Annotated in this window: 21 protein-coding genes and 1 riboswitch; of the genes, 16 read left to right on the forward strand and 5 right to left on the reverse strand. The window is 65.1% G+C overall.

Features of this window, described 5'->3' with window-relative positions:
- Positions 1-14: 14 nt before the first annotated feature.
- The 12 genes from ACM61V_RS08910 (at position 15) to ACM61V_RS08965 (ending at position 9,723) form a co-directional block, all read left to right on the forward strand.
- A complete protein-coding gene (locus tag ACM61V_RS08910; RefSeq protein WP_137785823.1) occupies positions 15-3,179 on the forward strand; it encodes a YdbH domain-containing protein in 3,165 nt (1,054 codons plus the stop codon).
- Positions 3,176-3,400, forward strand: a complete 225-nt coding sequence (locus tag ACM61V_RS08915) for a YnbE family lipoprotein (RefSeq protein ID WP_171007495.1) — start codon at positions 3,176-3,178, stop codon at positions 3,398-3,400. Before ACM61V_RS08910 ends, ACM61V_RS08915 begins: the two co-directional genes overlap by 4 nt.
- A 23-nt stretch (positions 3,401-3,423) precedes the next feature.
- Entirely contained in the window at positions 3,424-3,783 is a 360-nt protein-coding gene (locus ACM61V_RS08920; protein WP_249341438.1) for a YdbL family protein, read from the forward strand.
- A 141-nt stretch (positions 3,784-3,924) separates the two neighbouring features.
- Complete coding sequence (locus ACM61V_RS08925) at positions 3,925-4,245, forward strand: AtpZ/AtpI family protein (RefSeq protein WP_137785821.1); 321 nt, start codon at positions 3,925-3,927, stop codon at positions 4,243-4,245.
- 58 nt (positions 4,246-4,303) lie between these two features.
- Positions 4,304-5,062 carry a F0F1 ATP synthase subunit A gene (locus ACM61V_RS08930; protein WP_171007505.1) on the forward strand — a complete coding sequence of 253 codons (759 nt, stop codon included), beginning with the start codon at positions 4,304-4,306 and terminating at the stop codon, positions 5,060-5,062.
- A 44-nt stretch (positions 5,063-5,106) separates the two neighbouring features.
- Positions 5,107-5,334, forward strand: coding sequence for a F0F1 ATP synthase subunit C (locus ACM61V_RS08935; protein WP_137785819.1), 228 nt, complete (start codon positions 5,107-5,109; stop codon positions 5,332-5,334).
- 70 nt (positions 5,335-5,404) lie between these two features.
- Positions 5,405-5,899, forward strand: a complete 495-nt coding sequence (locus tag ACM61V_RS08940; RefSeq protein WP_137785818.1) for an ATPase — start codon at positions 5,405-5,407, stop codon at positions 5,897-5,899.
- On the forward strand, positions 5,892-6,446 hold the full coding sequence (locus ACM61V_RS08945) for a F0F1 ATP synthase subunit B (RefSeq protein ID WP_137785817.1): 555 nt from the start codon (positions 5,892-5,894) through the stop codon (positions 6,444-6,446). The genes ACM61V_RS08940 and ACM61V_RS08945 overlap by 8 nt, the downstream gene beginning before the upstream one ends.
- A gap of 150 nt (positions 6,447-6,596) precedes the next feature.
- A complete protein-coding gene (gene hisI / locus ACM61V_RS08950) occupies positions 6,597-6,959 on the forward strand; it encodes a phosphoribosyl-AMP cyclohydrolase (protein ID WP_137785816.1) in 363 nt (120 codons plus the stop codon).
- A complete protein-coding gene (locus ACM61V_RS08955; RefSeq protein WP_249341437.1) occupies positions 6,956-7,456 on the forward strand; it encodes a hypothetical protein in 501 nt (166 codons plus the stop codon). Before hisI ends, ACM61V_RS08955 begins: the two co-directional genes overlap by 4 nt.
- A 44-nt stretch (positions 7,457-7,500) precedes the next feature.
- Entirely contained in the window at positions 7,501-7,920 is a 420-nt protein-coding gene (locus ACM61V_RS08960; RefSeq protein ID WP_137785815.1) for a MerR family transcriptional regulator, read from the forward strand.
- Positions 7,921-7,923: 3 nt separating this feature from the next.
- Positions 7,924-9,723: an acyl-CoA dehydrogenase C-terminal domain-containing protein gene (locus tag ACM61V_RS08965; RefSeq protein WP_419713952.1), complete on the forward strand. Its 1,800-nt coding sequence runs from the start codon at positions 7,924-7,926 to the stop codon at positions 9,721-9,723.
- Between the two features lie 249 nt (positions 9,724-9,972).
- On the opposite strand, the gene ACM61V_RS08970 is transcribed toward ACM61V_RS08965, so the two are convergent.
- Positions 9,973-10,770 carry an ABC transporter ATP-binding protein gene (locus tag ACM61V_RS08970; RefSeq protein ID WP_137785813.1) on the reverse strand — a complete coding sequence of 266 codons (798 nt, stop codon included), beginning with the start codon at positions 10,768-10,770 and terminating at the stop codon, positions 9,973-9,975.
- The gene (locus tag ACM61V_RS08975) at positions 10,764-11,795 is read right to left on the reverse strand and encodes a FecCD family ABC transporter permease (protein WP_137785812.1); all 1,032 of its coding nucleotides are present in this window, start codon (positions 11,793-11,795) and stop codon (positions 10,764-10,766) included. Before ACM61V_RS08975 ends, ACM61V_RS08970 begins: the two co-directional genes overlap by 7 nt.
- 63 nt (positions 11,796-11,858) lie before the next feature.
- Here ACM61V_RS08975 and ACM61V_RS08980 point away from each other — a divergent pair, with 63 nt between their 5' ends.
- Complete coding sequence (locus ACM61V_RS08980) at positions 11,859-12,701, forward strand: ABC transporter substrate-binding protein (protein WP_137785811.1); 843 nt, start codon at positions 11,859-11,861, stop codon at positions 12,699-12,701.
- A 118-nt stretch (positions 12,702-12,819) separates the two neighbouring features.
- Here ACM61V_RS08980 and ACM61V_RS08985 read toward each other — a convergent pair whose 3' ends face one another.
- The 3 genes from ACM61V_RS08985 to ACM61V_RS08995 form a co-directional block, all read right to left on the reverse strand.
- Positions 12,820-14,871, reverse strand: coding sequence for a TonB-dependent receptor plug domain-containing protein (locus tag ACM61V_RS08985; RefSeq protein ID WP_137785810.1), 2,052 nt, complete (start codon positions 14,869-14,871; stop codon positions 12,820-12,822).
- Between the two features lie 176 nt (positions 14,872-15,047).
- Positions 15,048-15,273: riboswitch (cobalamin riboswitch) on the reverse strand.
- 118 nt (positions 15,274-15,391) lie between these two features.
- Positions 15,392-16,561 carry an acyl-CoA dehydrogenase family protein gene (locus ACM61V_RS08990; RefSeq protein ID WP_137785809.1) on the reverse strand — a complete coding sequence of 390 codons (1,170 nt, stop codon included), beginning with the start codon at positions 16,559-16,561 and terminating at the stop codon, positions 15,392-15,394.
- A 6-nt stretch (positions 16,562-16,567) separates the two neighbouring features.
- A complete protein-coding gene (locus ACM61V_RS08995) occupies positions 16,568-17,329 on the reverse strand; it encodes a class I SAM-dependent methyltransferase (RefSeq protein ID WP_137785808.1) in 762 nt (253 codons plus the stop codon).
- A gap of 75 nt (positions 17,330-17,404) precedes the next feature.
- Here ACM61V_RS08995 and uvrC point away from each other — a divergent pair, with 75 nt between their 5' ends.
- The 3 genes from uvrC to ACM61V_RS09010 all read left to right on the forward strand — a co-directional run bounded on the left by uvrC (position 17,405) and on the right by ACM61V_RS09010 (position 21,230).
- A complete protein-coding gene (gene uvrC / locus ACM61V_RS09000) occupies positions 17,405-19,327 on the forward strand; it encodes an excinuclease ABC subunit UvrC (RefSeq protein ID WP_419713953.1) in 1,923 nt (640 codons plus the stop codon).
- Between the two features lie 77 nt (positions 19,328-19,404).
- Entirely contained in the window at positions 19,405-20,352 is a 948-nt protein-coding gene (locus ACM61V_RS09005; RefSeq protein WP_137785806.1) for a polysaccharide deacetylase family protein, read from the forward strand.
- Positions 20,349-21,230 (forward strand): GNAT family N-acetyltransferase, encoded by an 882-nt coding sequence (locus ACM61V_RS09010; protein WP_249341436.1) that lies wholly within the window; start codon positions 20,349-20,351, stop codon positions 21,228-21,230. Before ACM61V_RS09005 ends, ACM61V_RS09010 begins: the two co-directional genes overlap by 4 nt.
- The last annotated feature ends 17 nt before the right edge of the window (positions 21,231-21,247 follow it).

Below are 21,247 nucleotides of genomic sequence, written 5' to 3' on the forward strand. Positions count from 1 at the left end.
TTGTATCGGCGGCTATGGATCAACCATCGAACGAATGGAAAGGGTTGCGGGCGGCGGTGGAGGAAGGTGAAGCGCCACCCCCGCGCGCGTTGCGCGGCCGCAGCGTACGCCGCGTCGGCATCGCGCTGGGCGCGCTTGGCGTCACTCTGACGGGCGTTGTGTGGCTGGAACGCGTGCCGATCGCGACCGACTTCATCGATCGGGAATTAGCCCGCAGGAATGTTGCGGCAAGCTACCGGATCGCCGATCTGGGGCCGCGCACGCAGCGGCTGACGCATGTGGTGATCGGTGATCCGGCGAAGCCGGATCTCGTCGCCGACTGGGTGGAGACGCGGATCGCCGTCGGCATCGCGGGGCCGTATATTGCAGGGATTCGTGCTGGCCGGGTTCGAATGCGCGCGCGGCTGGCTGACGGCACATTCTCGCTGGGCGCGATCGATCGCTTGCTGCCGAGCGGGTCTGGCGGCGAAAAATTCGCGCTGCCTGACATCGATGCCCAAATCGAAGATGCGCGTGTCCGTCTGGAAACCGATCATGGCGTAATCGCCGCGAAGATCAGCGGAAACGGGAGGCTTAGCAATGGCTTCCGTGGAACTGTTGCCGCGCTTGGCGAAGAGATCTCTGCCAACGGCTGCGCGCTGACGCGCCCTACCGCCTTTGTGAAAATCGCGATCGGGCGCGCGGGGCCACGGTTCACCGGGCCGGTGCGGATCGCCCGGGCGCGTTGCGGTCCGGCGACCTTCAACCTGGCGCGCGCCAACGTCGATATGCTGCTGGGGCCATCGTTCGATCGCTGGTCTGGCCGCGTAGCCGTGCTCGTGGGCGCCGCCAGCGGTGCGGGCGTACATATCGCAAACCTTGGCGGAAACCTCGATTTTGCCGGCACCGCCCGCCGGACCGAGGGGCGTGCCGACCTGGCCAGCAGCGCATTTTCTTTGCCTTCGGCGATGGGGGAGCGGCTTGGCTTCAAGGGAAATTGGCGGATCGTCGATGGCCGGCCGGTAATTGCAGGCTCGGCCCAGGCGCGGGGGATGGCGCTGGATCGCGTGATGCTTACCCGGATTGCGAGCGGCGCTGCGGCGGCGAACGGCACGCCGCTCGGCCCGATCGCGCAAGCTCTGGCGTACGCGGGTGAGGTTGCGGCGCAGCGTTTTGATGTGAGGGCGGAGGCAGGGCTGGCGGGCGATGGCCTGCTGACGCTATCCAGTCTCGATGCGGAGGCGGCAAGCGGGGCGCGGCTGACGTTCGGGGATGGCGCCGGGATCGTACTGGGCGCTCCCGCCGGCATGCTGATCGACGGCGTGGCGAGCATTTCGGGCGGTGGTTTCCCCGCGATGCGGATCGCGGCGCGGCAGCAAGCTGCTGGCGCGACACTGACGGGCGACGCGACGATGGCGCCCTACGCCACGCGCGACGCGCGGCTGTCTGTCACCCCGATTGCGTTCACGCGGAGACGTGGCGGCCCGATCTCGATCCGCACGATCGCCACGCTCTCCGGCCCGCTGGGTGATGGGCGAGTGGAGAACCTGCGCATCCCACTGACAGCGCTCGTCAGCGCTGGGGACGTGGCTCTCAACCCGGACTGCTCCCCGCTTGCATTCGATCGACTTTCGACGGGCGGGCTGGCGCTCAACCAGACGCGGCTGACCTTGTGCCCAACCGGTACGGCGCTGTTCCGCTCGATTGGCGGGCGCGCCGCTTATGGTGCACGGATCGTCACCCCCCGGCTCGTGGGGCGCCTCGGCTCCAGCCCACTCGACCTGTCCGCGTCCGCGCTGACCGCAGGCACGACCGGCTTCGCGGCCGAAACGGTGCGAGTGAGGCTGGGTGAACCATCTGGCCAGACGACGCTGAATTTGGGCAGGCTGGCTGGCGGGTTCGCCGGAGGCGACTTTGCCGGCAGTTTCGCCAGCGGTAGCGGGCAGATCGGGAATGTCCCGCTGCGACTGACCGACGCGGTGGGCCGCTGGCGATTCGGCGGGAGCGTGCTGAATATAGCCGGGGGGCTGACGGTAAGTGACGAGGCGGCGAACGCTCGTTTCCGGCCGCTCGCCGCGCGCGACGTGGCGTTGCGGCTGGCCGACGGGGTTATCACCGCCACCGGTGCGCTGCGCGAACCGAAGAAGGGCGTGAAGGTCGCGGATGTGGCGATTCGCCACGTGCTGTCGAGTGGCGCCGGCGACGCTCGGCTGGTCGTGCCGGGGATCACTTTCGGCAAGGAGTTCCAACCGGAGGAACTCACACCGCTGACGTTCGGCGTGATCGCGGACGTGAACGGCGCGGTCAGCGGCGAGGGCGATATTTCGTGGAATGCCGGGGGCGTGGCGTCCACCGGAACCTTCCGCACGGCCGGAATCGATCTTGCCGCGGCGTTCGGTCCCGTCACGGGCATCAAAGGCGAAATCCGCTTTACGGATCTGCTCGCGCTGGAAAGCGCGCCGGGGCAGGTGATGACAGTGGCGTCGATCAATCCGGGCGTGCCGGTCAACGACGGGCGCGTCACCTATCAGACGCTCGCAAACACGCGCGTACGAATCGAGGGCGCGCGCTGGCCTTTCGCAGGCGGCGAACTGACGCTCGATCCCGGCCTGCTCGATTTTGCGGCGCCCGAGGCTCATCGCCTTACCTTTCGGGTGAAGGGCGCGGAGGCGGCGCAGTTTCTCCAGCAGTTCGATTTCAAGAACCTCGACGCGAGCGGCGTTTTCGACGGGGTGTTGCCGATCGCGTTCGACCAGTCCGGCGGCCGGATCGAGGGCGGGAAGCTCGTGGTGCGCGAGGGCGGCGGCGGTATCGCCTATGTCGGTGAACTGACCGAGAAGGATCTTGGCACCTGGGGAAATATCGCGTTCCAGGCGCTGAAATCGCTGCGCTACCGCAACCTCGATATCGTGATGAACGGCCCGCTCGCCGGCGAGATGGTGACCGAGGTGCGCTTCGCCGGGGTATCGCAGGGGCAGGGGGCGAAATCCAACTTCCTCGTCCGCCGTCTCCAAAAGCTGCCGTTCGTGTTCAACATCCACATCAAGGCGCCGTTCCGGGGATTGCTCGATTCGGTATCGTCCTTCTACGATCCCCGGCGGCTGATCGAACGCAACCTGCCCACCCTGCTCGAGGAACAGAAGAAACGCGCCAAACCGCCCATGCCCGTTCAGCCCCCCGCAAGCGAGAAACTGCCATGACGATGATGGAACTGACGAAGCAAAAGAGGCAATCGCGCTGGCGCACGATGAAGAGAGTGACGGTGATCCTGCTGGCCGGCGGCACCTGTGCGTGCGTCAATGTGTCCGCGCCGGACAAGCCGATCGTGATAAATCTGAACATCAATGTGACGCAGGAAGTGGTATATCGCCTCGATGGTGAGGCGAAATCACTCATTAAGCAGAATCCGGGGATATTCTGACCATGACCAAAATGGCTTTGCTGATGGTTGCCGGCGCACTTGCGCTGACCGGGTTTTCAGCGACCGCGTTCGCGCAGCGCGACCCCGCCTATGCTGCTGCTCGCGCCGCCGGGAAGGTGGGCGAACAGCCGGATGGCTATCTGGGCGTCGTGGGGGCCGGGACGCCGGATTTGCGGGCGCTGGTCAACTCCATCAACATCCAGCGCAAGGCGGCATACACGCAAAAGGCGCAGGCTTCCGGCGCCACCGTTGAGCAGATGGCGTTTACCTCGGGCTGCAATCTGATCCTGCAAACCTCCGCCGGGGAAAAGTACAGGACACCCGGCGGCGCCTGGGAGACGCGCGGATCCGGCGCACCCCAACGCGATTCTCGCTGCATCTGAATGCACAAGTGGTCGATGGTTCACATTGCCGGGGGCGTGACGAAGTGTTGACACCCCCGGACCCCCCGGCTAACCGGACCCGGCCTTGGCGGGCTCGCCTTTTGGCCTGACAGCGCCTGCCCGTCGCACGGGAGAGCGCAAATGGCCGAAAACGATTCCGCACCGGAAAACCTCGGCGAAGATGCACGCCTAAGGTCGCTCGACGAGCGGCTTCGAGCAGCGCGGAACGACGAGGCGCTTCGGACAGGGGCGGGCAAGGCGACGGCGACGAACGATGCGGGCTACCGTCTCGGCAATCGTGTGCTCGCCGAGCTTGTTGGGGGTATGGCGGGCGGCGCCTTGATCGGTTGGGTGATCGATCGGTTCGCCGGCACTTCCCCTTGGGCCCTGCTGGTGATGCTCGCCCTCGGGACGATCGTTGCCTTCAGGAACATCATTTGGATTTCACAGCGCCCGAAGTGACTTCGGGCGCTTTGTTCAAGGATTGAGCGTAGTGGCAGCCGGCGGCAAGATCGATCCGATGCACCAGTTTCTGGTGGAGCCGTTGTTCGGAACCCAGGACTGGTCGATCGCGGGCTACAATGTGGCCTTTACCAATTCTGCGGCGTGGATGTGCGTCGCGGTGGTGGCGCTGATCGCGTTCATGTCGATGGGTACGCGCGGCGCAATGATCCCGGGCCGCGGTCAGGTGATGGTGGAGGGCTTCGTGCGCTTCATCGATAACATGCTGTCGGCCAACGTCGGGCCGGAGGGGAAGCGTTACGTGCCGTACGTTTTCTCGCTGTTCATGTTCATCCTGTTCGCGAACGTGCTCGGCCTGTTGCCGCTTGGCCTGTTCGGCATCCATCCGTTCACGTTCACCAGTCATTTCACGATCACCGGCGTGCTGGCGATCATGAGCTTCTCGATCGTGCTGATCGTGGGCTTCTGGCGGCATGGTCTCCATTTCTTCAGCCTGTTCGTGCCGCACGGCACACCGATCTGGCTGCTGCCGCTGATCCCACTGATCGAGTTCGTCTCGTTCATGGTGCGTCCGTTCAGCCTCGGGCTGCGACTTTTCGTGGCGATGACGGCAGGCCACGTCCTCCTGAAGGTGCTGGCGGGCTTCATCATCAATTCCGGCACGGCGGGGCTGGCGCCCGGCCTGTTCGTCGGCATCCCGTCGTTCGTGCTGATGATCGGCATATCCGCGCTGGAGCTGCTGGTGGCCGGAATCCAGGCCTATGTTTTTGCGCTGCTGACCTCGCTCTACATCAATGACGCGGTCAACCTGCACTGAGTTTTCGTATAGTTATCAACCATTTCAAAACTGGAGTTAAAACTATGGATCCCGCAGCCGCCAAGCTCATCGGTGCTGGTCTCGCCGCAATCGGCGCCGGCATGGCCGCCATCGGCGTCGGCAACGTCTTCGGCTCATTCCTTGAGGGCGCGCTGCGCAATCCGGGCGCTGCCGACGGCCAGCAAGGCCGTCTGTTCATCGGCTTCGCCGCCGCCGAGCTTCTGGGCCTGCTGTCGTTCGTCGTCGCGATGATTCTGATCTTCGTCGCGTAACGAACCGGCTTTTCCTTGGGCGGCCCGGCGCGTTGTCTCACACGCGCCGGCCCGCCGAGGCAGGAAGAACATGCCACAGATATCCCAGCTCGCCGCTACATACGCATCACAGATCTTCTGGCTGTTGCTGACGTTCGGCATCATCTTCTTCGTCGTCGGTCGCGGAATGCTGCCGAAGGTGCAGAAGACGATCGACTCGCGCGACCGGTCGGTCGCTGACGATCTCGCCGCCGCGTCCCGTGCGCGTGACGAGGCCGACAAAGCGGAAGAAGCATGGCGCCAGCGCGACCATGCGAACCGTGAGAAAGCGCAGGCGCTCGTCGCCGAGGCGCGTGGCCGGGCCGCAAAGGCGACCGAGGCGACGCTCCATGCCGCCAATGCCGAGCAGGCGACGAGAATCGCGTCCGGCGAGGCCGACATCCGCGCAGCCACGGCGCGCGCGCTCGGGGAGATCGAGGCCGTCGCGGCCGAGGCCGCGCAGGAAATCGTCACCCGAGTGTCGGGCGCAAGTGTTACGGTGGACGAGGCGAAGGGGGCCGTGAAGACGGTGATGGCGAATGGCTGATCTGGTTCTTCTATCCGCCGCCGCAGCCGAAGGCGCCGAGCATGCTGCTGATCCGGCGCTGTTCGGCGTGCTGAACAGCACCGTGTGGGTTTCGATCGCGATGGCAGTGTTCATCGCCATCGTTCTTTGGAAGGGCGGCGCGCGCGTCGTGGTGGCGATGCTCGATCGGCAGATCGCCGAGATCCGCAAACAGCTTGCGGAAGCAAAGAAACTGCGCGCCGAGGCCGAGGCGTTGCGCGACGAATATGCCCGCAAGATCACCGATGCGGAGAAGAGCGCGGCGGAGATGGCGACGCAGGCCGAGCACGAGGCCGAGGCTCTCGTCAGCCAGGCCCGGGCCGATGCCGCCGAACTGGTGCAACGCCGCGCGAAGATGGCCGAGGACAAGATCGCCGCGGCAGAGCGCGCGGCGATCGCCGAGGTGCGCGCCAAGACCGCCGATGCGGCGGCAAAGGCAGCCGCAGCGCTGATCGCCCAGCGCCATGGCGCGGATACCGACAAGGCGCTCGTCGATCGGACGATCGCGGGACTTGGCCGGCCGCACTGAGCGCCACGGCCGGGCTGGATATGAATGCGGGGCGGCCTTGCTGGTCGCCCCGTGTCGTTTGGGCGAGCTTGGACCGGTAAGGACACCCCCATCGGATGAGGTTCCGGGCCAAGCCTGTGCATGCGCTACGCACGGCGCTAGACGGGGTGCATGACAGACCCACGCGAATCGGGCCTTGCCTTTGATCCGAAATATGATGGCAACGGGCTGGTCACGGCGCTTGTCACCGATCGTGTCAGCGGCGACGTGTTGATGGTCGGCCATATGAATGCCGAAGCGCTGGCAGCGACGCTGGCCAGTGGGGAAGCGACCTTCTGGTCGCGCAGCCGCGGCCGGCTGTGGAAAAAGGGCGAGACGTCCGGAAACGTGCTTCGCGTTGTCGAAATGCGGGTCGATTGCGATCAGGACGCGCTATGGCTGATCGCCGATCCGGCCGGGCCAGCCTGTCATACGGGCGCGACGAGTTGCTTCTATCGTCGTGTCGCGGGCGGTGCACTGGAGCGGATCGATTGAGACGGTCTGCGATGGTGCTGCTTTCGGCCTTTGCGATGCTGGGGTGTGGCCGCGCGAGGGATGAAGTTACAAGCGATCGCAACAGCGCGGGCGCTCGCCTCGAACAGGCGGCGGCTGCGGCTGGGATAGTGGCCGACCCGCAGCGGATCGATCCGGTTGGCGCTTATGGCTCCGAGACGGATCGCGCGTGCATTGTGCGCGCTGGCGCCGGTTATCGGATCGGGGCCAGCGTGGATTATGGCGAAGGCCATGGTTGTACCGCCCGGGGTATCGCGAAGGGTGCGGGAAGGCTCAAGGTGTCGCTTGGCCAAGGCTGCCGGTTCGAGGCCCGATCCGATGGCGGAAAGCTCGTCTTCCCGCCGATACTGCCCGATGGCTGCGACCGGATGTGCACCGGGCGCGCGTCGCTCACGGCGCTGGTGGCGGAACGGCTGAGCGGGGCTGAATCCGAGGCCGCTGCGCTGCGCGGACTGGATGGGAGACCATTGTGTTCGTGATTTGCCCAGTTGACGTTAACGTAAGGCGATTGTAGTTTCGCTCAATGTCGAGCGTTGCCGCCTATGCCACGATTCCGTCACTGCCCGATCGCACCAGCTTTACCATCGCCGATCTTGCGAGTGAATTCGACGTTACCGCGCGGGCACTCCGTTTTTACGAGGACGAAGGGCTGATTTCGCCGGAACGGCGCGGCACAGCGCGCATCTATTCGCATCGCGATCGTGCCCGGCTGGCGTGGATATTGCGCGGCAAGCGCGTGGGCTTCAGCCTGGGCGAAATCCGCGAGATGATCGACCTCTATGATATCGGCGACGGCCGTCACACGCAGCGCGCCGTCACCATCGAGCGTTGCCGTGCGCGAATGGCAGCGCTGGACGCGCAGAAAAAAGATATCGACGCAGCGATCGAGGAACTGGGCGAATTCGTTAGCCTGCTCGAATCGGGCGAAACCAAGGAAGCCTGAACAATGCCACAATATGTGCCCCCGGTGCGCGACACGCGCTTCGTGCTCGATCATGTCGTGAAGCTTAACGGCTACACCAATCTGCCCGGTTTCGAGGCTGCGACCCCTGATATGGTCGATGCAGTGCTGGAAGAAGGCGGCCGCTTTGTCGCCGAGGTGCTTTTCCCGATCAACCAGTCCGGCGATCTGGAAGGCTGCACCCGCCATCCGGACGGGTCGGTGACGACGCCGAAGGGTTTCAAGGAAGCCTATGCCAAGTTCGTGGAATCCGGCTGGGGCACGCTCGCCGCGCCGGGGGAGTTTGGCGGGCAGAATATGCCGCACGTCGTTTCCACCACGTTCCAGGAGTATATGATCTCCTCGAACATGGCTTTCGCGATGTATCCCGGGCTGGCGCACGGTGCGATCGCGGCGTTGCTGGTGAAAGGCTCGCCCGAGCAACAGCGGACCTATCTGCCGAAGATGATCGCCGGCGAGTGGGGCGGGACGATGAACCTGACGGAGCCGCAGTGCGGCACCGATCTCGGCCTCATCAAGACGAAGGCCGAGCCACAGGCAGACGGGTCGTACAGCATCACCGGCACGAAGATTTTCATCTCCGCAGGCGAGCATGACCTGACCGACAACATCATCCACCTCGTCCTGGCCAAGACGCCGGGCGCCCCGGACAGTTCGAAGGGCATCTCGCTGTTCGTGGTTCCCAAGGTTCTGGTCAACGCGGACGGCTCCCTCGGCGACCGCAACGCGGTGTCGTGCGGATCGATCGAGCACAAGATGGGCATCCACGCCAACGCCACGTGCGTGATGAATTATGACGGCGCGAAAGGCTGGCTGGTCGGCGAGGAGATGAAGGGCCTGGCCGCGATGTTCATCATGATGAACGCCGCGCGGCTGGGCGTGGGGCTGCAGGGCCTGGCGGTGGCCGAAACCGCTTATCAGAACGCGGTGCAATACGCTGCCGACCGCCGACAGGGTCGCGCGCTGACCGGTGCGGCCGAGCCGAGCGAGAAGGCTGATCCGCTTTTCGTCCACCCCGATGTTCGCCGGATGCTCATGCATGCCAAGGCCTGGACCGAGGGGCTGCGTGCGCTTTGTCTGTGGGGCGGCCTCCAGGTCGATCTGGAACATGCCGCGGGCACGGAGGAGGAGCGCCAGTCCGCCGCCGATCTGATCGGGCTGCTCACCCCCGTCATCAAGGGTGTCGGCACCGACAAGGGTTATGAAATCGCCACCAACGCGCAGCAGGTCTATGGCGGGCACGGCTACATCCAGGAATGGGGGATGGAGCAATATGTCCGCGATGCGCGGATTGCGATGATCTACGAAGGCACCAACGGCGTCCAGGCGATGGATCTCGTCGGTCGCAAGCTGGCGTCGAACGGGGGGCGCGCGGTGCAGGCCTTCTTCGCGCTGGTCGCGGGCGAGTGTGCGGCGGCGAAGGGGGATGCCGCTACCGCCGAATTCGCAACCCGGCTGGAAAAGGCGCTGGGCGAACTTCAGGCGGCGACGATGTGGTTCATGGGCAACCTCGCCAACCCGAACAACATCGGCGCGGGGGCGGTGCCCTATATGCACCTCACCGGGCTTGTCGCGGTCGGGTTGATGTGGCTGCGCATGGCGACCGCGGCGAGCGAGCTGAAGACGGCCGGGGAGGGCGACGCGGCGTTCCTCGACGCCAAGCTGGTTACCGCGCGATTCTTCGCGGAGCGCATGCTGCCTGAGGCTGGCTCGCTTCGCCGCCAGATCGAGGGCGGCGCGGACGCGGTGATGGCGTTGCCGCCGGAAATGTTCCGCGCGGCGTGAGTGCTGTGGCAAGAGGCGGCCGCTCTGCGGCTGCCTCCTGCCCAATGGTCGATGCACCGCGACCGGGTCGCAGGCATTATTTGCGCCCCGGCAGGTCAGCCGTTGTGTATCGATGCATGGCTTGTCATGCCTCGCGATGACGCGCGCCAACGTGTCACGCCACTCGCGCACGGCGTGGTGCCGGGGACGGGCAATTTTTCCAGCGTTTTCGTTCTCATGCGCGTCAGATGAGGCGCGTATCGTTTACCGTTATGCAGGATCGGCTGGCGCGTCCTTCACTTGGTCAAGCGGCACGAGCAGGGGCTTCCCACCCGCCGTTCCCCGCCATGCTGTAATGCCGTAAACCTTGGCCAGCATCGCATCGGTCAGGACATCGGCGGGTCGCCCGTCGCCGATCAGCCGCCCGTGATCGATCATCAGCAGCCGGTCGCAGAAGCGCGCCGCAACGCTCAGATCGTGGAGGACGACGATCACAAGCGCGCCGCTTTCGGCATGCGCGCGCAGAAGCGCCATGATCTCGAGCTGATGGCTGGGATCCAGCGAGGTCAGCGGCTCGTCCGCGATCAGCGCCTTCGCTTCCGTCGATAACGCCCGGGCCAGCATCACGCGGGCCAGTTCTCCGCCGGAAAGCTCGGTCGCCGTGCGGTTTGCCAGATGGGTCGTGCCGGTGTCTCGCATCGCCTGCTCGATCGCGGCCCGGTCGATTGCGGTGATCCTCGAGAAAGGGCCAAGATGGGGCAGCCGTCCCAGCCCGACCAGACGCGCCACCGTGATCGGCCAGTGGACGGCATAAGCTTGCGGAACGTAAGCTATTCGGCGGGCGAGGGCCGCGGCGGGGATGCCCTCGATATCCTGCGCATCGAGCGTCACGCGGCCGGCGGCGCGGGGAACGAGACCCACCAGCGACCGGGCGAACGTGGATTTGCCTGCGCCGTTGGGGCCGAGGACACCGATCATTTCGCCCCCCGTCATCGACAGGGTGATCCCCTCGATGACCGAAACGCCGCCAAGTCTTACAGACAGCCCCTCCGCCGTCAGCATCACCACAGCCTGCGCTCCCGCAGCAGATGATGAACGAAAACGGGCACGCCGAGAAAGGCCGTCAGTACGCCGAGCTTGAGTGGTGTCGCGGACGGGATGGTGCGGGTGCCGAGATCGGCAACAGTCAGAAGGACTGCTCCCGCCAGCGCAGACGGGATCAATATCGCCGACGGGCTGCGATCTGTAAGCGGACGGATCAGGTGCGGAACGATCAGCCCGACGAAACCGATGCTGCCCGCCACCGCCACCGCCCCGCCGATGCCGATAGCGATCCCCAGCATCAGACGTAGGCGCGTCCGCGCCAGATCGACGCCGAGCGTTTGCGCGGCATCCTCACCCAGAGACAGAGCGTCGAGCGCGCGGCCGTCCCACAACAGCAACGCGAGGCCCAAGATGACGCATGGCAAGGCGATCCACACATCTGCGTAGGACCGATCTTCAAGGCTGCCAAGCAGCCAGGTCGTGATCTCCATGGCGGCAAACGGATTGGGGGCAAGGTTCAGCGCCAGGCTGATCCCGGCGCTGCCCAGCGTACCCACCGCGACCCCGGCCAGAACAAGACTGAGCGTGCTTTCCCCGCGTCGAGACAACCAGGCCAGCGGGAGGAGCGCGATCAGCGCGCCCGCGATCGCGATCATTGGCAGCACGAGCGGGTGCGCGTCCGCAAGCCGCCAGTAGATCACGATCACCGCGCCCAGCGCTGCGACACTCGACACGCCGAGCACACCGGGATCCGCCAGGGGATTGCGGAGATAGCCCTGCATGGCGCCACCACTTGCCCCCAGCATCGCGCCGATCAGCAGCCCGAGCAGCGCGCGCGGCATGCGGAGTTGCAACAGGATCGCGCGGACGACCGGATCGCCGTGCCCGGTCAGGCCTGCCCACAAAGCCGTTGCGGAAAGGTGCGCCGGGCCGAACAGCAGCGAGAGAATTCCTGAGACGATCGTCGCTGCGATCAGCATGGGGATCAGCCACGCCGGATTGCGCGCAGGCGTCTGGTCGGGCACGTGCGGCCTCGTAAGATCGGTCATGCCCGTCACGTTCGTGTCCCGGGCGCATGAGCGAGCCGTAGCGGCGTTGCCGAAGGAAGCCTAGTGCGCATTGCCCATGTCCTGATCGCTGTCGGAGGCCTTGTCTCGATTGGTGCCGGCGCCCCGGCGCCAGTGCCCCAGCGCATCGTTTCGCTCAACATGTGTGCTGACCAGCTGCTGGTCGCACTTGCCGATCCGGGGCAGATCGCCGGTCTCACGGAATGGGCGCGCGATCCGGAGCTTTCGGCGGTCGCCGCGCAAGCCCGGTCGCTGCCGTTCACGCGCCACAGCGCGGAAGAGGTGATGGCGTTGCATCCCGATCTCGTCATCGGCGCGCCATTTCGCATCAAGGCCATTCTGTCTCCAGCGAAGGGGCGTGGCATCAGGATGGTGGAGTTCCCACAGACCGAGCAGGTCGGTGAGATCGAGGCGGCGATCCGTATCATCGCCGACGCCGTGGGCCATCCACAGCGAGGCGCGAGGCTGATCGCACAGATGCGTCGCGATCTTGCCGCGATCGGGCCGCCGCCCGGGCGCGGTCGTGTGGCGGCTTATTACCAGCGACAGGGTTATCTTACCGGAACCGGCACTCTCGTGGATGACATGATGCGACGCGTCGGCCTGGTCAATCTTGCCGGCAGGCTCGGGCGTCCGGCCCTGTCGAGATTGTCGCTTGAGGAATTGGTGCTCGCCAAGCCGGCGTTCGTCATCATGGATAGCGGCACCGGCGTTGCTGCCGACCGCGGTTCGGCTGCGTTGCATCATCCGTTGCTCAACGCTGCGATCCCCGCCGGGCGACGGCTGCACATCCCCGAGGCGTTGATCGTGTGCGGCGGACCGGCATACCCGCGCGCCGTCGCCTTGCTTGCCAGGCAGGTACGGGCTGCCGACCAGCTCGCTCGATGAGGTGAACGACAACGAAAGTCACGCGGGGCGAGCGCGGCAGGCATGATGACATGCATAACGCGACATCCAGAAAACGTGGCCGACCATGCAATCGCAAAAATGGTCGGCCACTGGGGGATCAGAAACGCACCTTCACGCCGCCGTATGCCGCACGGCGCGAGGCGTTGAACGTGAACACCTCCTGGTATTTCGTGTCGAGCAGGTTCTCGACCCGCCCGAACACCTGGATGTGGCTGTTCAGATCATAAGCAGCGTTGAAGTTGACCAGCGTGAACGCCTTCATCGATACCAGCAGCCGGCTGTAATTCGCGTTGAACGCATAGTCGCGCTGACTGCCATTATAACGCACCGTGAGCGTCGCCGTCAGTGGCAGGGCTTCCGGGGCATAGCTGACGTTGACCGAGGCGGTGTTCTTCGGCCGCCGAACCGCCTGCGTGGTAATCGGCACGGGCGATTGGAAGCCGCCGTTGGCGGGCGCCGGCCCGGCAAGCGCATTGATCGTCTGGGGCGCGTTCAGATATGTGTAAGCCGCATCTAAGCGGAAGTCGCGGACCCTGGCCGTGGCGTAAACCTCGACCCCCTCCTGCGTCGTCCTGACGTTATTGTTGTAGCTTTGCTGCAGATAGGCGCCCGTCGCCTGGACGAAAACATAAGTGGTGTCGATTTGATCGATGAAGCGGTTGCGGAAGTATGTGGCTCCGATTTTAGCCGCCGAACCGATAAAGCTCTGCTCGACGCCCGCCTCCCAGCCTTCGGATTTTTCAGGCCGGAGATTGGCATTGCCGATATAGATGCCGTCGGAATAGCCGAACAGTTCCGCCGCAGTCGGCGCCTTGATGCCGGTTCCGTACGCGCCGTGAAGGCGTGTTCCGGTGGGCAGAAGATAGCTGGCGGTGGCACGATAGGTCGCGGCATCCTGGAACAGGCTGTAATGATCGATGCGGGCCGATGCGCCCAGCGCGAGCCGCTCATCGATCGTGACATCATATTGCGCTACATAGCCGGTCGTATCCAGCGTGTGCTTGCTGTTATCGGAAAAGCCGCCCGGCGTCGTATTGCGGAATTCCTGCCGCTCCCAGTCGGCCGCCAGCGTGAAGCGGTTCTTCACCCGCTCATTGCCGAAGCGCACCGTGCTGTTGAACGAGGCGCGATACCGCCGGCCGACATCGCCAAAGGCACGACCGGAAAGTCCGTAGCTGTCTCGCGTGGTGTCGCTCAGCGCGCCGGAGAGTGAATTGCTCCATGCGTCGTCAAACAGCGACCAGCTCGCGCCGACCAATCCGTACCAGCCTTTGTTGCGATATCGGTTCCCCGGCGTGTCAACCGCGGTAATGACCGGATATCCCTGCACGATCGGGGAGGTGGGCGCAATCGCCTGATCATCCAGATCGGCTCTGGTGAGGCTATAACGGCCCACCGCCGTCAATTTGAAATTCGGTGCCGGGGTCCAGTTCACCTTGCCGGTTGCGCCAAGGCTGTCGGAGCCGAGATCGCGGTTGCCTCCGGGCGCGACAGGATAGCCGTCGGTTCGATAATAGGACGAGGATAGCGCATAATCGACGGTGTCACCGACGATTCCCGCAGCGCGACCGCCCGCGGAAATCGTCCCCATCGATCCCCCCTCAATGCGCGCGACGTAACCCGGCCTCTCGCGCCCGGAAAGAGTAGTGTAGCTGATGACGCCGCCGATCGCGTCCGATCCGTAGAGCGAACTCTGCTGGCCGCGCAGCACCTCGATGCGGGCGGCCTCGTCGTTCAGCAGCGTGCCGAAATCATATTCGCCGCTATATGGATCGTCCGCCTTGATCCCGTCGATGAAGACGAGCGTGTGATTGCTTTCCGCGCCCCGAATGCGGACCTGCGTGAGGCCGCCCACGGCGCCGTTGCGGTTAACCGCGACCCCGGGCACGTCGCGCAGTGCATCTGACAGGATCCGGGTTTGCCGGGCCTGCAGATCTGCATCGGTGATGACCGTGACGGACGAGCCGACAAGATCGAGCGGAATGGCATCGCCGGAGCGCGTTGCCGTCACTACGACATCGCCATCGCGCGTTATCGTATCGGTGGTGGAGCCTGCCGCATTATCGTCGGCTGGTGGCGTCTGTCCGCTCTGGGCGTTGGCCTGACCCGCGATGGCGAGCGCGAGCATGGAAACAAGAATGATCTTCATAGGATACCCCCGCGTCGAATTGGCGACGCGGCGGGGCCGTTCTCGCATGCGCGAACGCCGACGAACGCAGGGCGAACGGACGCTCTGTCCGACCTGCGCGCGCCGTTGCGGCCCCAGCCGCACGGTTCGTCGCTCGAACGGAGTAACATCCGTGCTCTGGCCAAACCTTGGACCACAGCATGAGCGACAGCGCCGGAAGGTCTCCTGGCTTGCGGGTCACCGCGCGATGCACGCCTTCCCAGGCTCGAAACCAGCCCAGTGGCTGTCCGGCATCGGCCGGACATGTGCGTCGCGCTATCCGCTCACAGTTGCAAGGACAGCCACGGATTTGGATGGCAGGCCACCCGCACCGCGTTCCGCTTTTTCAGCCTCTTTCAAGGCACCGGCGCGATCTCGGAAACCAGGCTTTCGCCGGGCTTCCGGGGCGCGCACTATCCTAATAGACAACGGGTGCCAATCGATTTCGCGGAAGGGCGCCGATCACGCGTGCAGCGCGATACGCCCGGCATCCGGCCCATCCTCAATAACTACGTGGAAGGCCCAGGACGTGTTCCGCCAGGAACGACAGGATGAGGTTCGTCGAGATCGGCGCGACCTGATAGAGACGCGTTTCGCGGAATTTGCGCTCCACGTCATATTCCTCGGCGAAGCCGAAGCCGCCGTGCGTCTGGATGCAGACGTTCCCCGCCTCGACCGAGGCATCGGCGGCGAGCATCTTCGCCATGTTCGCCTCCGCGCCGTTGGGCTTGCCCGCCTCGTACAGTCGCGCGGCCTCATGCACCATCAGCTCGGCCGCGCGCATGTTGGCATAGGCGCGCGCGATCGGGAAGGAGATGCCCTGGTTCTTGCCGATCGCGCGGCCGAACACATGCCGTTCGCCGGCATAATCGACCGATCTCGTCGTGAACCATTTCGCATCGCCGACGCATTCCGCCGCGATCAGCACGCGCTCCGCGTTCATGCCCGAGAGGATATAGCGAAATCCCTTGCCCTCCTCGCCGAGCAGATTGGCGGCCGGAATGCGCATATTGTCGAAGAACACTTCGGTCGTGGCGTGGTTCATCATCGTGCGGATCGGGCGGATGGTGAGCGATTTGCCGACCACCTCGCGCATGTCGACGATGAAGGTGGAGAGGCCGTCAGTTTTCTTGGCCACCTGATCGCGCGGCGTGGTGCGCGCCAGAAGCAGCATCAGATCGGAATGCTCGGCGCGGCTCGTCCAGATCTTCTGGCCGTTGACGATATACTCATCGCCGTCGCGCACCGCCGTGGTGCGCAGCGCGGTGGTGTCGGTTCCGCTGGTCGGCTCCGTCACCCCGAACGCCTGCAGGCGCAGCTCGCCGGTGGCGATCCTGGGGAGATAGGCGCGTTTCTGCTCCTCCGATCCATGGCGCAAAATCGTGCCCATCGTGTACATCTGCGCATGGCACGCGCCCCCGTTGCAGCCGGCGGCCTGAATCGTCTCCAGGATCGCCGCCGCTGCCGACAGTCCCAATCCGGAGCCGCCATATTCCTCCGGGATCAGCACCGAGAGATAGCCCGCCTCCGTCAGCGCGCGGACGAAGGCGGTCGGATATTCGCGCTTCTCGTCCAGCCCGCGCCAGTATTCGCCGGGAAAATCGGCGCAGAGCTTGCGGACGCCTTCGCGGATCTCAGGGAAGTTCTCTTCGTCAAAGGGGCTTAGGATCATGTGGCGTTATGGCTTTACGAACTTGTAGATGAACTGATCGGTCTTGCCGCGGATCGCGGGATCGAACACCGTCGCGGTGTGCGGATCGGCCGGATTGGCATAGAGCGAACTGCTGGCGGCGAGCCGGAAACCGACGCCGGTGATTTCCTTCTTCGTTGCCTCGGCATCGCCGCGATGCAGCGCTTCGGCAGCGGAGAACGGCGTCTTGCCCGCGCTGCCCACGTGATCCACCACGAGCAGCACCCCGCCTGGCTTCAACGCGTCGAAGAGTTTCTTCGCGATCGTCGCGCCGGCGCCGGCCGGCGATTTGGCAAGATGCAGATCGTGCCAGTTCTCGACGGTGATGATGGCGTCCAGATCCCTCGGAAGTGTAAAGCTCGCCAGCGACTCGCGCACCGCCACAGCATTGGCATAAGGCTTGACCGCGGCATCCTGATCGGTGCCGTAAGCCGCTTTGTAGGCGATGAATTCAGTGGGCTGATAGGCATAGACCTTGCCCTTATCGCCAACCGTCTTCGCCAGGATGCGGGTCCAGTAGCCGCCGCCCATGATGAAATCGGCCACCTTGTCGCCGGGCTTTATGCCCGTGAAGGCGAGCAGTTCGGCGGGATGGCGAGCGGCATCGCGCTCCACATCCTTGGCGGGCCGCGCGGGATCGGCGAGCGCGGCGTGCACCGCGTGATCGCCCATGTTGTGCGTCTCGTGCTGGGCGAAAGCGGGCGCGGCGAGCAGCAGCGCGGCGCAAGCGGTGGCAGTGGCGAATCGCATCGGGATTATCCTCTCCTGTCCTGAGCCCGCTCTATCACATTGCTGGCGACGGCAAGCGCCCCTAGATTCGGTGCGATGTCTTCTTATGGCCCCCCCGATCGCTTCAATGAGGAAAAGGCGACCTACGCCGTTCGCGGCGCGGATGCGCCCGATCTGGAGGGCGGCGTCGCGGCGATACGCAATGTGGTGCAGACGCTGCCGCAGAAATCCGGCGTCTATCGGATGCATGATGCGCGCGGCGACGTGCTCTACGTGGGCAAGGCCCGTGCGCTGAAGAACCGCGTGTCCAACTATACGCAGGTCGAGCGGCTGCCGCGCCGGTTGCAGCGGATGGTCGCGCTCACCCGGTCGATGACGATCGTGACCACGAATAACGAGGCTGAGGCGCTGCTGCTCGAGGCGCAGCTCATCAAGCGGTATCGCCCGGCCTATAACGTGCTGTTGCGCGACGATAAATCATTCCCGTTCATCCTTTTGCGTGCCGATCATGAGTTTCCGCGCATCCAGAAGCATCGCGGTGCGCGGCGCGCGAAGGGGGATTATTACGGCCCGTTCGCCAGCGCCGGCAGCGTCAACAACACGCTCAACGCGCTCCAGAAGTTGTTCCTTCTGCGAAGCTGCACCGACGGCTTCTTCAAGACGCGCGACCGTCCATGCCTCCTCTATCAGATCAAGCGCTGCTCGGCGCCGTGCGTGGGGCGGATCGATCCAGCAGGTTACGCCGAGCTGATGGCGGATGCGAAGAAGTTTCTCTCCGGCAAGACAACCGACGTTCAGGCCAAGCTCGGCGCGCAGATGACGGCCGCAGCGGAGGCGATGGACTTCGAGCAGGCCGCTGTACTGCGCGATCGGCTGAAGGCGCTTACCTTCATTCAGGGCAGCCAGTTCATCAACGCCGAGGGGGTGGGCGACGCGGATATATTCGCGTTAGCCAGTCATGAGGGGGTGATCGGCATCCAGGCGTTCTTCATTCGTGGCGGGCAGAACTGGGGCCACCGCAGTTTCTTCCCCACGCATACTGCCGACGTGCCCGAAGACGAGGTTCTCCAGCAGTTCCTGATGCAATTCTATGAGGAGGTGCCCCCGGCGCGCAATGTTCTGGTCGACCGGGCGGTGCCGGAAGCGGCACTCCTGGCGGAGGCGCTGACCGACGTCGCCGGCCGCAAGGTGGTGATCGAGGTGCCGCAGCGCGGCACCCGGCGACGGCTCATGGACCAGGCGAAGCGAAATGCGGAGGAGGCGCTCGAACGCCGGCTCGCGGAGAGCACGACGCAGGCGAAGCTCAACCGCGAGGTCGCCGAGCTGTTCGGGCTGGCCGAGCCGCCGCAGCGCATCGAGATCTACGATAACAGTCATATCCAGGGCACGAACGCGCTGGGCGCGATGGTGGTCGCGGGCCCGGAAGGCTTCCGCAAGGGGCAGTATCGCAAGTTCAACATCCGCGACAAGAATACCGTCCCCGGCGACGATTTCGCGATGATGCGCGAGGTGCTGACACGCCGCTTCGCCCGCGCGCTGGAGGAAGATCCCGATCGGGACGGCGAAACCTGGCCGGATCTCGTGCTGCTCGATGGCGGGCGCGGGCAACTCAATGCGGCGAAGGCGGTGCTGGAGGAACTCGGAATCGAGGATATCTGCATGGTCGGCATCGCCAAGGGGCCGCATCACGGGCGGGAGGGGCGCGAGGTTTTCCATCTTATGGACGGCCGGGAATTCACCCTGCCGGTGAATGCGCCGGTGCTATTCTATCTCCAGCGTCTCCGCGACGAGGTGCACCGTTTCGCGATCGGCGCACATCGCGAAAAACGCGCAAAGGCAATGGGCGCGAGCCCGTTGGATGAGGTGCCGGGCATCGGCCCGGCGCGGAAGAAGGCGCTGCTGATGCATTTCGGCACCGGGCGGGCCGTGCGCAACGCGAGCCTTGAGGATCTTCAGAAGGCGCCTGGTGTGTCAGCTGCCGTGGCGAGGCAGGTATATGATTTCTATCATGCGAAATAGCGCCGCCGCTGGCCACGCCATTGGGCCGGTGTGCACCTTTGCGGTTTGTTCATCCCCGGAACATATATCCCGCGCAGATGCACGTTTTCCTGACGATCGACACCGAGTTGAGCTGGCGGCATCACGCCGCCGGGCTATCGGCTGCCGGCGTCGTGATGCGCTCGCTCGAACCCGCCGATGTAGGCATCACGCACCAGCTCGATGTGCTGGCGCGGCACCGGCTGAAGGCGACATTCTTTGTCGATCCGATGCCGGCGCTGGTCTATGGCATCGAGCCAATCCGCACGGTGGTGAAGACGATCCTCGCCGCCGGGCAGGAAGTGCAGCTTCATCTTCACCCTAACTGGCGCGGCGCCTCGCTCGACGATCGTGAGCGGCACGGCGGCTTCGAGTTGAGTGGCTTTTCCCGCGAGGAGCAGCGCGCCCTGATTGTCCGCGCGATGGCGCTGCTGGTCGAGGCCGGCGCGCCGATGCCGATCGCCTTTCGTGGCGGCAGCTACGCCGCGAATGACAATACACTGGCGGCGCTGGCGTCCCTCGGGTTCGCTTATGACAGCAGCCACAATGGTGCCGAGCATCCGTGGCCAAGTGCGATCGATCTTCCGCCGATCCAGATCGCGCCGGTCGCCCGGCTCGGTATTGTCGAGGTGCCCGTCACGGTGATCGAGGATCAGCCGGATCAGCGCCGCCCGTTTCAGGTGTGTGCGCTGTCGATCCGCGAGCAGACCGCCGCGCTCGATCATGCGGTGGCGGCCGGGCATGTCGCCACAACCATCGTCGGCCATAGTTTCGAACTCGCGGTGCGCAATGGCACGCGGCCAAACATGATCCATGCGCGCCGGTTCGCGCAATTGTGCGAACTGCTGGATGCGCGCCGTTTGGAGGCGCCGACGGTGCATTTCCGTGATCGTCCTGACATGCCGCTCGGCCGGCCGGATCAGCCGCTTCCCCCGCATTACAGCCGTCGTCGCCTGCGACAGGTGGAGCAGGCGTGGTCGAACATCATCGAGGAGCGCGCGGTGTGAGCGCCAGTGCGCTCCGGCTCCAGATCGGTGCCCGCACCATTGCCGAAGTGCCGCGACGCTTGCGCCGGGTGGCGCTGTCGCTCGATCAGGCGCTCGGGGCGGAGCTGCCCGAACTTCCGCCGCTTGATAGCGCCGAGCATGGTTATCTGCTCACCTCACTGCCGGATGCGCTGTCACCTTCGTGGCCGGGCATCGCGTTCGTCCGCCAGCGCTACATCCGCTATTTTGTCGATCTCCGGGCGGGCGAGGCGGCGTGGCTGGCGGGACTGTCCGGCAACGCCCGCGCGACGATGAAGCGCAAGGAAAAGAAGCTCGCGGCCGCGAACGGCGGAACGCTGGACGTGCGCCGCTACCGTACGCCTGCCGAGCTGGCCGAATGTCATCCACTGGCGCGAGCCGTGTCCGAAACGACTTATCAGGAACGGTTGCTCGGTTCCGGGCTGCCCGCCGATCCGGCGCACGGGCAGGCGCTGGCGGCCGAAGACGGGGTCCGCGCGTGGCTGCTGTTCCTGCGTGACGTACCGATCGCGTATCTCTGGTGCGGCGCGGATGGGAATACGTTGCGCTACGATCATGTTGGGCACGATCCGGTGCACGGCGCACTTTCTCCCGGCAGCGTGCTGATGGCGGTCGCGCTGGCGGATCTGTTCGGCGATCGCTTCCGCCGGTTCGACTTCACCGAGGGCGAGGGGCAGCACAAGCGCGCGTTCGCGAGCGGCGGCATCCGCTGCCGCGATCTGCTGCTGCTGCGACCCACGCTCGCCAATCGCGCGGTGGTCGCAGCGGTTAGCGGGTTCGACACCACGATGCGGCTCGCCGCGCGCGCCGCGCGGACGCCGGCACTCGCCAGGATCGCGCGCCGCCTCCGACGCGCCTGAGCGATGGCGCGGTGCGC

It is taken from the genome of Sphingomonas sp. TX0543 (assembly GCF_048565505.1).
Taxonomy (GTDB): domain Bacteria; phylum Pseudomonadota; class Alphaproteobacteria; order Sphingomonadales; family Sphingomonadaceae; genus Sphingomonas.

What these genes read in the sequence shown, in the direction of transcription:
- ACM61V_RS08910 (WP_137785823.1), top strand. Translation starts at nt 15, where the DNA reads ATGGATCAACCATCGAACGAATGGAAAGGGTTGCGGGCGGCGGTGGAG.
- ACM61V_RS08915 (WP_171007495.1), top strand. Translation starts at nt 3,176, where the DNA reads ATGACGATGATGGAACTGACGAAGCAAAAGAGGCAATCGCGCTGGCGC.
- ACM61V_RS08920 (WP_249341438.1), top strand. Translation starts at nt 3,424, where the DNA reads ATGGTTGCCGGCGCACTTGCGCTGACCGGGTTTTCAGCGACCGCGTTC.
- ACM61V_RS08925 (WP_137785821.1), top strand. Translation starts at nt 3,925, where the DNA reads ATGGCCGAAAACGATTCCGCACCGGAAAACCTCGGCGAAGATGCACGC.
- ACM61V_RS08930 (WP_171007505.1), top strand. Translation starts at nt 4,304, where the DNA reads ATGCACCAGTTTCTGGTGGAGCCGTTGTTCGGAACCCAGGACTGGTCG.
- ACM61V_RS08935 (WP_137785819.1), top strand. Translation starts at nt 5,107, where the DNA reads ATGGATCCCGCAGCCGCCAAGCTCATCGGTGCTGGTCTCGCCGCAATC.
- ACM61V_RS08940 (WP_137785818.1), top strand. Translation starts at nt 5,405, where the DNA reads ATGCCACAGATATCCCAGCTCGCCGCTACATACGCATCACAGATCTTC.
- ACM61V_RS08945 (WP_137785817.1), top strand. Translation starts at nt 5,892, where the DNA reads ATGGCTGATCTGGTTCTTCTATCCGCCGCCGCAGCCGAAGGCGCCGAG.
- hisI (WP_137785816.1), top strand. Translation starts at nt 6,597, where the DNA reads ATGACAGACCCACGCGAATCGGGCCTTGCCTTTGATCCGAAATATGAT.
- ACM61V_RS08960 (WP_137785815.1), top strand. Translation starts at nt 7,501, where the DNA reads ATGTCGAGCGTTGCCGCCTATGCCACGATTCCGTCACTGCCCGATCGC.
- ACM61V_RS08965 (WP_419713952.1), top strand. Translation starts at nt 7,924, where the DNA reads ATGCCACAATATGTGCCCCCGGTGCGCGACACGCGCTTCGTGCTCGAT.
- ACM61V_RS08975 (WP_137785812.1), bottom strand. Translation starts at nt 11,795, where the DNA reads ATGACCGATCTTACGAGGCCGCACGTGCCCGACCAGACGCCTGCGCGC.
- ACM61V_RS08985 (WP_137785810.1), bottom strand. Translation starts at nt 14,871, where the DNA reads ATGAAGATCATTCTTGTTTCCATGCTCGCGCTCGCCATCGCGGGTCAG.
- ACM61V_RS08990 (WP_137785809.1), bottom strand. Translation starts at nt 16,561, where the DNA reads ATGATCCTAAGCCCCTTTGACGAAGAGAACTTCCCTGAGATCCGCGAA.
- ACM61V_RS08995 (WP_137785808.1), bottom strand. Translation starts at nt 17,329, where the DNA reads ATGCGATTCGCCACTGCCACCGCTTGCGCCGCGCTGCTGCTCGCCGCG.
- uvrC (WP_419713953.1), top strand. Translation starts at nt 17,405, where the DNA reads ATGTCTTCTTATGGCCCCCCCGATCGCTTCAATGAGGAAAAGGCGACC.
- ACM61V_RS09005 (WP_137785806.1), top strand. Translation starts at nt 19,405, where the DNA reads ATGCACGTTTTCCTGACGATCGACACCGAGTTGAGCTGGCGGCATCAC.